General features: G+C 63.7%; 8 protein-coding genes. All 8 read right to left on the reverse strand.

The window, feature by feature from the left end:
* Window positions 1-68: 68 nt before the first annotated feature.
* Window positions 69-875 (reverse strand): carbon-nitrogen hydrolase family protein, encoded by an 807-nt coding sequence (locus AAHB08_RS11050; RefSeq protein ID WP_342058948.1) that lies wholly within the window; start codon window positions 873-875, stop codon window positions 69-71.
* A gap of 120 nt (window positions 876-995) precedes the next feature.
* Window positions 996-4898, reverse strand: a complete 3903-nt coding sequence (locus AAHB08_RS11055; protein ID WP_342058949.1) for a YhdP family protein — start codon at window positions 4896-4898, stop codon at window positions 996-998.
* Entirely contained in the window at window positions 4899-6368 is a 1470-nt protein-coding gene (rng, locus tag AAHB08_RS11060) for a ribonuclease G (protein WP_025325452.1), read from the reverse strand.
* A gap of 79 nt (window positions 6369-6447) precedes the next feature.
* The gene (locus AAHB08_RS11065; protein ID WP_139439228.1) at window positions 6448-7035 is read right to left on the reverse strand and encodes a Maf family protein; all 588 of its coding nucleotides are present in this window, start codon (window positions 7033-7035) and stop codon (window positions 6448-6450) included.
* A 51-nt stretch (window positions 7036-7086) separates the two neighbouring features.
* Window positions 7087-7572: a rod shape-determining protein MreD gene (gene mreD / locus AAHB08_RS11070; RefSeq protein WP_025325450.1), complete on the reverse strand. Its 486-nt coding sequence runs from the start codon at window positions 7570-7572 to the stop codon at window positions 7087-7089.
* Entirely contained in the window at window positions 7572-8480 is a 909-nt protein-coding gene (gene mreC / locus AAHB08_RS11075) for a rod shape-determining protein MreC (protein ID WP_139439229.1), read from the reverse strand. Before mreC ends, mreD begins: the two co-directional genes overlap by 1 nt.
* Before the next feature lie 41 nt (window positions 8481-8521).
* Window positions 8522-9562, reverse strand: a complete 1041-nt coding sequence (locus AAHB08_RS11080; RefSeq protein WP_005308111.1) for a rod shape-determining protein — start codon at window positions 9560-9562, stop codon at window positions 8522-8524.
* Between the two features lie 216 nt (window positions 9563-9778).
* Window positions 9779-13540, reverse strand: coding sequence for a DUF6701 domain-containing protein (locus AAHB08_RS11085; protein WP_342058977.1), 3762 nt, complete (start codon window positions 13538-13540; stop codon window positions 9779-9781).
* Between the last annotated feature and the right edge of the window lie 13 nt (window positions 13541-13553).

Genomic DNA, 13553 nt, shown 5'->3' on the forward strand with positions numbered 1-13553 from the left:
TTCTTCTCCACTCTCGTAACGAGATGTTTTAAATCGTCTTGCCGACGGGTTGGCAACAAGCCGCACCATCACAACAAACGGGCATGGGTCAGCACTGGCATGGTGCGTTTCAATTCGTCGACCAGCCCGGGCTCCATCTTCACCAGCACGGTGGCTGTGCCCGAATCCTGGCAGGCCAGCACCCGGCCCCAGGGATCGATCACCATGCTGTGGCCCCAGGTCTGGCGCCCCGTCTCGTGGGTGCCCCCCTGATTGGCGGCCACCACATAGCACTGGTTCTCGATGGCACGGGCCCGCAGCAGCGGCTCCCAGTGCGCCTCTCCGGTCACGGCGGTGAAGGCGGCAGGCACCAGCAGCACCCGGGCGCCAGCCCGGGCCAGCCGGCGGTAGAGCTCGGGGAAGCGCAAATCATAACAGATAGAGAGGCCGAGGGGACCAAAGGGAGAGTCCACCAGCACGCACTCCTGGCCCGGGCTGAAGGTCTCGGACTCCCGGTAGCGGCCGTGGTTGTCCGCAACGTCCACGTCGAACAGGTGGATCTTGTGGTAGTGGCCCTTGAGCTCGCCGCCGGGATCGAACACCAGGGAGCTGGTGTGGATATGGTCGGAACCGGCGATGGTGGTGGGCATGGCCCCGGCCACCAGCCAGATCCCGTACTCCCGCGCCCAGTCGGCCAGCTGGGTCTGGATGGGCCCCTCACCCAGGGCCTCTGCCCCGTCCAGATAGCCCTGGCGCTCGCCGAACAGGGCGAAGTTTTCCGGCAGCAGCACCAGCAGGGGGCGCTCCCTCGGCAACGCCGCCAGCTCGGCGGCAATCTGCTCCCGGTTATCCTGCCAGTGACGGCCCGAGATCAACTGTATGGCGGCTAGCCACATGACGCGCTCCTTGTGATTGGGCAAGCCGCCGGACTCTGCATCCTCGGCTTGCGGGGGCATCCCAGCACTATGCGGGGTTCGGGCCCGGGACGAAAGGATTTTGGCACCGGATGCCGCTCCTCAGCGTCGGGCTGGTTCGCCGGGCTTGGGGGTCAGCAGGAAGGGGGTGACCTCCTCGGCGGGCAGATTCGGCGCCACCGCATCCACCGCCTGTTTCTGCTGCTGGTTGAGCTTGATGCGGGCGCGATCCCGGCCGGCCTCGATCAGCTTGGGATCATCCAGCGGGCCCGAGACCCGGAAGTCGATGCGGGTCACCACATCCACCACGGGCTCCAGCAGCTTGGAGAGGGCCAGCACATAGAGCCCGGTGATCGGGGTCAGGGAGAAGGCCGCCACCACCGGCAGGGTGCCGCCCAGGTTCGGGGAGAAGCTCAGATCGTAATCGAGATGCCAGCGCACCAGATCGGCGATGCCCTCGCCACGCAGGTTGCCCGCCGCCCCCTTCATGTAGAAGTCGTTGTTCTCCACCACCCCCTGCTTGATCCTGGCGGAGGCGGACATGGACTCGAAGTAGAAGCCCTTGTCGAACACGTCGCGAAAATCGAGGCGCAGCTTGCGCATCAGGGAGTCGAGGCTCAGCAGAGAGAGCAGGCGTGCCCCCTTGTCGTTGACCTCCCGCAGGGTGCCCCCCTCCAGCTGGTAATCGGCACTGCCTGCCAGGGTCGGCAGATCCAGTCGGTAGGGCACGTCACGCCAGTTCAGATCCAGCGCCAGCTTGCCCGGCGCGTCGCCTATGGGCGAGGTGAAGCCGAGTCGCTTGAGCAGCAGCTCGCTGTTCTGGGTGCTGAGGTGGGCACGGGCCCGGGTCTGCATCTGGCCGGGCCGCGCCAGCCACTCGGCGCTCCCGCTCAGGGTGCTGCCGGCGAGCCGCATCTCCAACCCCTTGAGATCGAGCCGATTGGCCCCGGGCACCAGTTCCCCTTTGAGCTCCCCGAGCGGCAGGGCACCGAAGCGGCAATCCACGCAACTGAAGGTGAGCCAGGGAATGGCATCCATGATGGCCTTGTCCTGCCTCGCATCGGGCTCGGGGCTGAGGTCGGATCCCTTGCCTGACCAGTGAATACGGGCGAACTTGGCGTCGATAGGCTGCCTGTCCGTCACGGGAATGCGCACCACCCCCATCACCTCTGGGCTGTCGATCATCACCTCGGTGGCCAGGTTCACCGGCCCAACGGTGAAGTGCACCGCCTTGAGGTTGGCGCTGCCGATGTCGGCCCGGGCGAGCAGGCCATCGACCCACCACTCCTGAGGCAGGAAGGCGGGGCCGACCACCGCATTGCCGCTGCTCCCCGTCTCCTTGCCCGGCAACCAGCGCGTGAGCCGTGCCAGCCAGCCGGCCACGTCGGCCCGGGGCTGATTGATGGCGAGCAGCATGGGCTTGTCTTGCAGCACCCTGGCCCCGGGCTGGCCGACGTTGACCCGCACCCGGCTGAGGTAGGCAGCCCCCTCGCCGTACACCAGCCGGCTCTGCATATCCACATCGGCCCCCAGCACGGCGCGAATGTCGGCGCTGCCGTCGCGGCCCCGTGCCGTGACCTTGAGGGGGAGCCGGCTTCCTGGCGCCTTGGCGAGTGGCACCGGCAGATCCAGCCCCATCCCCTGCAGGTTGGAGTCCAGCGCCAGCTGGAAGCTGAAGGCCTTGTTCTCGGGCAGGGTCAGCCCCAGGGTCCCCGTCCAGTTGCTGCGCCCCTTGAGCATCTCGAGGGCGGGAATGTCCTGGCGCTGGCGGCTGCTGTCCCAGAGGCCCTTGAACTTGAGATCCGCCTGATAGCCGTGGGGCAGCTGCTTGCCCCGGTAATCCAGGGTCAGCGGCTGGTTCCAGAGGCTGGCCTTGAGGTTGCTGAAGTGCGTGTGCTCGTTGTCATATTCGAGTCGTCCCTGCACCTTCTCCAGGGGCAGATCCAGGGCGGCGATCCTGACGCTGTTGTCATGGAAGTTCGCCTCTCCGCTGGCCTTGACCTCGCCCTTGCCATCCAGGGGGATGTCCAGCTTGACCGTGCCCTCCATGGGGCCGCGGATCTCGACCTCCCGCAGCGCCTGACCCACGGAGCCCGCGAGGGGAGACTCCTGCAGGTAACCGCTGATGGCCTGCCCCTCCCCCTGGACCTTGGCATCCACATAGAGGTGCGCGCCGGGGGAGAGATCCGGGATCCAGGCATGCACGGCGTCGGATCTGGCCTTGCCGAGCCGGGTGGCGCTGCTGCGCATATCCAGACCCGCGTTCTGGAACAACAGATCGATCTGCAGGTCGGTGAGTGGCTGCCAACCGGGGAAGAACTCGTAGGTGGCCCGCTCCAGCGGCACGGCGACCTGGAAGACCCCCTGGCCCTTGTCGTAGGGGAAGTCACGGAACTCGCCATACCAGAGCAGATCGGCCCCCTTGGCCTTGCCCCCCTTGATGGCGCCGCTCAGGTAGTCCACCAAGCCGTCGCTCATCACGGCCAGCGGATAGTAGCGATCCGCATGGGCCGCATTCTTCACGTCGATGCGGCCGGTCAGGGCGAGGAAGGGGTGTTCGAACAGATCGAGGCGGAAACGGCTGGCGAGGCTCAAGTCCTCGTTATCCAGCGCTATGTCCTGGCCGTAGAGCACCCAGCCTTGGGTCTCCCGCCACCAGTCGAGGCGCGCCGAGAGGCTGCCGACCGGGATCGGCACCTTGAAGTGTCGGGCGGGATCCACCTTGCCCTTGCCCAGGGTCAGGCGGGCACTGCCTCCGGCCGGGGTCAGCCAGAAGTCGCCGTCCAGTTTCTGCAGCCCGGGCACGTCGTGCCAGGCTCTGGTCTCGAAGCCCCTGAGCTGGCCGCTCAGGGAGAGCCCCTGCCAGTCGCCATCGGCCTGCAGCACCAGCTCCTGCACCTTGCCCTTGGGCTGGGTGTGCTTGAGGGTCTTGGTCAGCTCGGGATAGAGGCCCGAGACCAGCTGGCTCAGGTTGGCCATCTGGTTGAGATCGATGGCAGGCACATAGCCCTGGATGCGGGAGCCGACCCGCTCTAGCTGCAACCGGCTCTGCAGCCAGGTCGCCCCGTCGAGCTTGAAGGTCACGTCATGGCTGGCGAGCTGCCACTCCTCACCGTCGCGCCGCAGCTGGATCTTGCCCCCCTGCAGATCGAGCCGGTGCGGCTCCCCCTTGACCTCGTCCTTCCAGATCAGGTGGTTGTTACCAAAGGCCAGCAGGGAGTTGCCGAGCCTCCCCCCCTCGAACTCGCTCCACAGCTGGAAGTCGAGCTGGCCGGTCACCCTGGGTTCGCCGGCATGGATCCGCGCCAGCATGGGGCTGATGTCCAGCTCGCTGGCCCCCAGGTAGAGCTGGCCCTTGAGCCTGTCGAGGCGCACTTGTGGGGCATCCACGTCGATGATGAGATCGATGGCGCTCTCGCCCACCCCGTTGATGAGGTAGGCCTTGCCCACCCCTTGATGGCGCTTGCCGCGATTCTGCCAGCGCAGTTGGGCGATGTTGAGGGCGCGCACCTCTCCGAGCGCCGTGGTCACGCTCAGGCGGCTGTCATGAATGTCGAAGGTGGAGAGCTGGGTCAGCAGGAAGCGCAGCAGGGCCCGCTGCTGATCCGGGCTCTTCTCCCCGGTCGGGGCAGCCGGCTGCGCCAGATCCAGCGCCATGTCGCCGTCGCTCAGCAGCAGCTGGCCGAACACCGGCTTCCAGTCGTTGAGGGAGCGCCAGAAGTCGAGGTGGGCCCACACCTTGCCAAGGCGCAGGGAGAAACGCCCCGAATCGGGGGCGATGGCGAGCCCTTGCAGCTCGAGAGCCGGGCCGCGCTGGGTCCAGCTCAACCCGACATGCTCGACGCTCACCTCCAGCTGGCTGTCGCCGAGCAGGGTGGCGATCAGCGCCTGCCTGTGCTGGTTGAGCAGGGGGCCGCCAAGGCGTACCACGCTGACCAGGATGGCCAGCAGCACGAAGAAGACCCCGAGGGCTAACCAGCCCCGACTCAGCCAGCGGTAGATCAATTACATCATCACCACATCGAATTGTTCCTGCCCACAGAGCGGCTCCGTCACCACCCTGACCTGCTTGCCGATGAAGACCTCCAGCTCGGCCAGACTGTGGGACTCCTCCCCCCGCAGGTAATCGGCCACCGAGGGGGCCGCATAGACGGTGAACTGATCCGCATCGTAGGCGCGGTTGACCCGGATGATCTCCCGCAGGATCTCGAAGCAGACCGACTCCACCGTCTTGACCCGGCCACGCCCCTTGCACTCGGGGCACTCGGAGCAGAGCACGTGCTCCAGGCTCTCCCGGGTGCGCTTGCGGGTCATCTCCACCAGCCCGAGCTGGGAGAAGCCGTTGACGTTGGTCTTGGCCCTGTCTTTGGCCAGCGCTAGCTCCAGGCTGTGGAGCACCCGGCGGCGGTGATCCTCGGACTGCATGTCGATGAAGTCGATGATGATGATGCCGCCCAGGTTGCGCAGCCGCAGGTGGCGGGCGATGGCGGCGGTGGCCTCGACGTTGGTGTTGAAGATGGTCTCTTCCAGGTTGCGATGGCCGACGAAGGCACCTGTGTTGATGTCCACCGTGGTCATGGCTTCGGTCTGGTCGATGATGAGGTAGCCGCCGGATTTCAGCTCCACCTTGCGCTCCAGGGCGCGCTGGATCTCGTTCTCCACGTCGTAGAGATCGAAGATGGGCGACTCGCCGGAGTAGTACTCCAGCTTGTTCGCGAGCTCGGGCACATACTCCCCGGTGAAATGCGAAAGCAGCTCGAAGCTCTGGCGCGAGTCGACGCGGATCTTGTCGAGCTCGGCACCGACGAAGTCGCGCACCACCCGGAAGGCCAGGCTGGGATCCTCGTAGAGGATCTTGCAGGGCGGGTACTTCTGCTTGCGCTCCAGAATCTTGCGCCACAGGCGTTTGAGGAAGGCGGCATCCTGCTCCAGCTCCTGCTCCCCCACCCCTTCGGCGGCGGTGCGGATGATGTAGCCACCCAGCTCGTCCACATAGCCCGCCACCGTGCGCTTGAGGCGCTCGCGCTCCGCTTCGGACTCGATGCGCTGGGAGACGCCCACGTGGGCACTGCCCGGCATGAAGACCAGGTAGCGGGACGGCAGGGTGATGTCGGTGGTGAGACGGGCACCCTTAGTGCCCAGGGGATCTTTCACCACCTGCACCATGATGTCCTGGCCCTGGCGCACCAGCTCGGCGATGTTGCCCGCCTGGAACTGCTCCTTCTCCTTGATCGCCACGCACTCGGTGTGGGGCACTATGTCGGAGGCGTGCAGGAAGGCGGCCTTGTCCATGCCGATGTCGACGAAGGCGGCCTGCATGCCGGGCAGCACCCGGCTGATCTTGCCCTTGTAGATGTTGCCCACTATGCCGCGCTTGGCCTGACGTTCTACATGCACTTCCTGCAGCAGCCCGTTCTCGACCAGGGCGACCCGGGTCTCTGAGGGGGTGACGTTCACCAGCAGTTCTACTGACATAAGTTACCTTGCCTTTCTAGTTTTGAATTCTGGCACGACGAACAACGGGTAACTCAGCAGCGAACTGCTGACGAGGGGATTACCGAGTCTGCTCGAGGTGCTGCTTGATCAACAGATCCGTCTCCAGCAGGGGCAGGCCGACCACGGCGCTGTAGCTCCCCTCGATGCGGCTGACGAACTTGCCGGCTATTCCCTGGATGGCATAGGCACCGGCCTTGTCGCAGGGTTCACCCGTGCGCCAGTAGGCCTCTATCTCGGCCTCGTCCAGCTTGCGGAATGCCACATTGGTGGTGACCAGCCGCACGTCGCAACGCTCCGGAGTAGCCAGGGCCACCGCCGTCATCACCTGGTGGACCTTGCCGGAGAGCGCCTCCAGCATGTCCTTGGCATCGAGCAGGTCGGAGGGTTTCTCCAGCACCCTGTCTCCCAGCACCACTATGGTGTCGGCCCCCAGCACAGGCAATGGGGTCGGGGCCGCGGCCACACCGGCCATCGCCTTGTCACGGGCGAGCCGGCAGACGTAATCCTGGGGCTTTTCGCCCGCCTCCCGCTGCTCGGGCACATCCAGCCTGAGCACCTCGAAACGGTAGCCCAGCTGGGTCAGCAGTTCGTGCCGGCGGGGAGAGCCCGAGGCGAGATAGAGTTGCAGTTCGTTGTGCTTGTTCATATTCACTCAATGAGATGAGACGCAGTTACAATCCGTTGTTTTTGCTCATGTTCACTTGATATTGAAGCGACGGCGTACCTTGCGCAAGACCATAAAAATCCAGGGCCATATTAACATCGTTGTCAACGTCGACCAAAAATAGGCCAGGTTGAGGCTGGCCCGGCTGAACAGGTGCTCGGCCCAGAACACGGTGATCTTGCCCACCAGGGAGAGCAGACCGATGATCAGCGCCTGCTGCCAGAGGGAGAAGTTGCGGATCTTCTGGAACTGGAAGGCCGCCAGATAGGTGGTGATGGCCATGGCCATGGCCCGCACGCCGAGGGTGCTGCCGAGCAGCACGTCCAGCAGCAGGCCCGCCACCCAGGCGGTGCCGACGTTGGTGCGGTGCGGCAACGCCAGCGCCCAGTAGATGAGCACCATGGCGAGCCAGTCCGGCCGGAAGGGTTCGAATTGAAAGGGAAGCGGCAGGATCGAGAGACACAGGGCCAGCAGGATCGAGATCCAGATCCAGATCCTGCCGCTGGCGGGTTGCAGCATCAGCGCGTCGCCTCCGCCGCCGAGGTGGCCGTCGCCGCAGAGGGTGCCGCCACCGGCGCCATGGCCTCGTCGTCATGCACTTCCGGCTTCTTGTCGGTCCACAGCAGCAGCAGGTAACGCAGCCTGTCCAGCGCCACCAGGGGCTTGGCCTCGATCTGGGCGAAGGGCTTGCCCTCCACGTAATCGGATCGGGTCACGGTCGCCACCGGATAGCCTTCCGGGAAGCGGCCGCCGAGGCCAGAGGTAACCAGCAGATCGCCGACCTGGACGTCGGTGTTGCGCGGCAGGTTGCGCAGCTCCAGCTTGTCCAGCTCGCCGCTGCCGGAGGCGATGGCGCGCAGATCGTTGCGCAGCACCCGCACCGGAATGCCGTGGCTGGAGTCGGTGATGAGCAGGACGCGGCTGGTGGTGGAGCCCACGTGGAGCACCTGGCCGACCACCCCCTGATCGTTGATCACCGGCTGGCCGTTGTAGACACCGTCCAGCGCCCCCTTGTTGATCAGCACCTGATGGCTGAAGGGGTCGGAATCCACCGACAGCAGCTCGGCCACCATCTTGCGGGACTCCTTGTGCACAGGCGACCCCAGCAGCTCGCGCAGACGCTGGTTCTCGTGCTCCAGCTGATCCAGCTTGAGCAGGCGGGAGCGCAGGGTGAACAGCTGCTGCTCCTGCTGCTTGGTCTGCTCTATCAGGCTGGATCGGGTCTGCACCTGGGTCGACATGGTGTCGAGCAGGGTGCCTGGCGCGTTGGCGATGTATTGCAGCGGGCTGACGAGGGAACTCAGATAGACGCGGACGTGCGTGAACACACCGAAGCGGGAATCCGCGACGATGGCAGCGACAGAGATGATGACGGCGAGAAACAACCGTAACTGAAGCGAAGGGCCTCTACCAAAGATGGGTTTCATGAGTCGTCAAAAAAGAGCCGGCGCTCGGCCGGCTTTGGGTCTTATTCGTAGTGGAACAGATCGCCACCGTGCATATCGATCAGTTCCAGCGCCTTGCCACCGCCACGGGCGACACAGGTGAGGGGATCTTCAGCCACGACGACCGGGATGCCGGTCTCTTCCATCAGCAGACGGTCGATATCTTTGAGCAGGGCGCCACCACCGGTCAGCACCATGCCGCGCTCGGAGATGTCGGACGCCAGCTCGGGCGGGGACTGCTCCAGCGCCACCATCACGGCGGAGACGATGCCGGACAGCGGCTCTTGCAGCGCCTCCAGGATCTCGTTGGAGTTCAGGGTGAAGCTGCGCGGTACCCCTTCGGCCAGGTTGCGACCACGGACTTCGATCTCGCGCACCTCTTCGCCCGGGTAGGCGGAGCCGATCTCGTGCTTGATGCGCTCGGCGGTGGCTTCCCCGATCAGGCTGCCGTAGTTGCGGCGCACGTAGCTGATGATGGCTTCATCAAACTTGTCGCCACCGATACGTACGGACTGGGAGTAGACCACACCGTTCAGGGAGATGATGGCCACTTCTGTGGTACCACCACCGATGTCCACCACCATGGAACCTGTCGCTTCGGAGACCGGCAGGCCGGCACCGATGGCGGCGGCCATGGGTTCGTCGATCAGGTAGACCTCGCGGGCACCGGCGCCCAGCGCGGATTCCTTGATGGCACGGCGCTCGACCTGGGTGGAGCCGCACGGCACGCACACCAGCACACGGGGGCTGGGGCGGAAATAGTTGTTGTCGTGAACCTGCTTGATGAAGTGCTGCAGCATCTTCTCGGTCACGTAGAAGTCGGCGATCACGCCGTCCTTCATCGGACGAATGGCGGAGATGTTACCCGGGGTACGACCCAGCATCTGCTTGGCGGCATGACCGACGGCAGCGACCGATTTGGCGTTCCCGCGCTCTTGGCGAATGGCGACAACTGAGGGTTCGTTAAGGACGATCCCTTGATCTTTTACGTAGATCAGGGTGTTGGCAGTTCCCAAATCGATCGACAGATCGTTGGAAAAGACGCCTCTGAGCTTTTTGAACATGGCTACGGGAAATCCTAAGAATTTGGAGGTGCAGAAAACCGGCTAACTTTACCAATGCCCACCCCAATGGGCAAGCGCTCAAACTGTCGCCAGTCAATCAAGCGCGACAAAAATGCGAGTCATCACTCACCCGCTCAGGCCGACAAACACTACGAAACAAGGAGATAAGACGCAGGCCCATCCCAAAGCGCCCCTCTCCCTGTCCCCATATCATTTTCAGGGCATCACTTCGCGGCGATAAATAATGCGATCGTTGCCCCGATCCCGACCAAAGATCGCCATCCCCATCAGGTGATCCGAGGTCGCGGGATCCGCCAACCAGGTCGGTGCCAGGGGTTGCAGCGGCTGTTTCTCCAGCACGATCTGATAGGGAATGCGCACTGCTTGATTGGGTGGCGCGAAGTGGAACCGGGTCTCGCCGCCATCAAAACCTGTCTGAGTGCCGCCCGGTGCCACATTGCCGAGGCCAAGACGAATACGGGTGCCGTCTTTTAGGATCAGATCCCCCGTCGCGGCGTCATAGCGTTGATCCGCGTCGGTGAAGACGATGCCGCCACCCGCCAGGGATATCTGACTACAGACATCTTGCTGGTTGGTGCGCCACAGCCCCCCTTCGAAATATTGAACCTGAAGCGGCAGCGCCAGCGGTGCGCTGGCCGCCCCCTGGCGGGTGCTGGCCAGCAGACGGCCATAGTAGGCGCTCATGGTATCGCCCGCGCCCTTCGGAATGGAGAGCTGCCTGGCGGTGCAGTTCACCCCGTTCTGGCAGATGCCGGTCACGGCGGGGTTCATGTTTCGATCGGCAAGGACGCTGGTCTCGGGAGTCTCGCCGTCCACTACCCTGAGCCCCAGTCGCAGGAGCGGCAAGGGCTCTTCCGGTGCGGTCAGGCTCGGAGCCAGCTCACGCAGCCGCATAAACCGGCTCTGGCCGGTAACCTTGCCGGTACCTTCGGACCAGCTGGCGGCCAGCGGCACCAGCCGGTTGGAGCGATCCACCCCGTCTTGGTTGTTGGCGGCCACCAGAGAGAGGGTGCCCCTGGCAAAGGCTCCATCGTAGTTCTTCGTGACGTCCCCCTGTTTGTTGCGCGCAACCACTATCGCATCCACGCCAAACGGCTGACTCATATAGCTGAAGCCACTGCAAGCAGGGGTGACGGTGCCACTCGTCATATTGAAGTCCCAGGGCACGAAGCGCCCTACCGGCACGCTGGCAGCGGGCGGTATGGTGTAGTTGAAATAACCTGCCACCGGCGGGGTCGCCGTCATGCTGAACAACCCGACCTCGTTGACCGATTGGCTGACGGTGTTGAGGTTGCTGCTGCCCTTCTGGTTGGAGTGGTCGTAGCGGGACGTGCCGACCACCGCCTCGACCCCGGGTTTGGGCGCCACCAGAGTGCTGCCCAGCGCAATATTGGCCAAGGCGAAGTTGGGAGTCGCCTGATTACCGCTGCACAGGTCTTTGTCATCGTCGGACTGCCAGGCCACGGCCTGGATATTCAGTGAGAAGGTCTCCCCGGTTTTCTTGAATACCGGGCAGTTGGCGGCGTAGTCAGCGTTGGTCGCATTGGCGCCGCGCATACACTCTCCCTGTGGTGCCTTGATGCAGAGCCCGACCGGGCGGCTGACGAAGGTATCCGAGCCCGTCATCACCAGGCCTGCAGTGTCGCCACTGCCATCGTGGCGGGCATTGAGCCGCATCTGGCCCGCATCCGGGTAACTCACATCCTTCAGCGTGGTTTCGCCCAGCTCATTGAAATAGAGATCCATGGCAGTGGGAGTCCCCGCCGTGGTGGCTATGGCCGTCTTATCAATCCTTATCTGGCTGCCAAAGAGATTGGTGGCAGGCACGTTGTAATCACTCCAGAACGTGATTCTTTTAGTCTGCTTCTGAAAACTCGGCACGCACAGCTGGCTCGTGTTGTCCTTCCTGACCGCCGTCATCACCACTTGCTGGGGTTTGTTGGCCAGGGTATCCAGCACATCGAACACAAAGCCGCTGTCGGCAAAGCTCAAGGTACAGGCGGCGGCGCTCAGGGCACCACTACCCGCCTGGCAAAGCGTCGTGCTAAGTGGCTTGGTGGACGGCGTCGAGCCGCTCACCCCCACCGTCATGGCGCTCGCCAGATTGTTGCGTAGCTGCAATGTGGTGGTGCCACCGCTGAAATTCACCGTGGCGGTGTTGCCGCTGTAGCTCACCTGATTGCCTGCTACCCAGCCGTTGCTGCCGCTCTTGAGGGGCGTCAAGGTGGCACTCACCGGCTCCGTGAACAGCTGGCTGCAACTGGCGTTGGCGCAGGCCCTTATGGTCAGGGTCTCCGGGTTGCAGGTCAGGGCCTGACCGGAGTGATCGAACTCGAAGTGATCGATCTGGGTGCCCACCGGGCTGGAGTTGAGGGCGCAGATCCGGACGTTGTCGATCTGGTGGGCGTTGGTTGCATCCCCGGTCGAGCCGGTCAGCGACAACAGCAGATTCTCGGGAATGGCCGCCTGGCCGCTCTGGGTGGCGGCATTGAAGCTGTCGATCAGGGTGCTGTAGCCCCCCCCCGTGTTGCGCTCCACCTTGACCATGGACTGGCCGCCGATGCGCGAGTCTATGGTCAGTCGATAACGGTGAGGGCGATTGCTGTCCGAGCCGCTGTCCACGGTCGGGGAGAGGCAGTTTCCGCCGGTATTCTCGGCGCCGTTGTTGCAGGTTCCCTTGAGGTAGTTGTAGCCGCTGGTACCCGAACCCGAGCCACGCACCACCACGGACTGCTGGCGCCGCCCCTTGTTGGTCGCCCCGCCTTCACCCGAGAAGTTGCCGTACTCATCTATGCCCACCCCGAGCCAGCCACCGGCAAAGCCGTTGACCCCTGGCTTGAAACCATACCCGAGGGGCCCGCCGAAGGCGCCCGGTTGGGGGGTCACCCTGGCATCCGAGAGCACCACCGCCATGCCGTCCGCCCCGTTGCCGCTGTGGGCATACTGGTCGAATTCTATGGTCACCAGGTTGTTGGCTGCGGGGAAGAGCCGCTGATAGGTGGCCGAGGTGGATTGCCGGGTGCTGGCCTGGGTCATGCCGAGCCGGCCATTGACGATGGCGGGGGTAAAGTTGCCGCTGCTGCGGGCCACCACCCAGTTGTTGCTGAGGGTGCTGGCGGAGAAGTCGTCGCTGAAGCAGGCGAGTGGCACGGGAGGGGCCTTGTCATTGATCGCCGTGGAGCCAGTCATGAACAGGGATCGGCTGGTTGTCCTGCCGTTGATGATGCTGGAGCCATTCATGTTCAGAGTCTTATCCGAATACACCAATCCATTGATAAGACTATTCCCATTCAAATTGATATCTGCATAGCCAAACAGCAGCACTGACCCCAGGTTGTCCGGATTGAGGCGTCCATCGTTCAAAGCGGCTTGCTCATTTACAAAAATGCGCACGGCGCCCTGTGTTTCGATCACCCCTCCCTGGTTGATAGTCAAGCTGCCAATCCAGTAATCCCCGGCAGGCAGAATGACCTTGGCCCCTCCTCCTATGGCAAGGCTCTCAATCCGATATTCATTACGGGCAGAGGAGAATGTCAGGGTACAGGTGCTGTAGAGACTGATCGCACCGAACTGATATTGGCTGGTGCTGCCCATGGTCAACTGTTGCCCCGCATTACAGTACCCTAGGCTACCATCGCCGCCGGAACTGCTCAGGAAGCTGTTATCACCCGACGTAGACATCCCTCGGATGGAGCGGTCGCTGATGGAGCAGAGCCGGCGCGAACCATTGGCGTTGTCACAACCATCCAATGGCATGCCGGAACCCTGGTTCGAGTCGCAGAAGTTCAATGCAGCACCTGCAGTGCCCGTTATTTTCGCCTGGTTGTTCTGGGTCAGCTTGGCAGCATCCTGACCAGTACAGACCGCGTTGTTATTGCCGCGGTGACCCTGAACCACTGCAGGGAAATAGGTGTCAGTGTCGACGGCTTCGAACCCACATGCCATGCCAGACAGCATTGTTAAGACCAGC

Source organism: Aeromonas sp. OTU364 (genome assembly GCF_038440395.1).
In the GTDB taxonomy this organism is placed as follows: Bacteria; Pseudomonadota; Gammaproteobacteria; order Enterobacterales; family Aeromonadaceae; genus Aeromonas.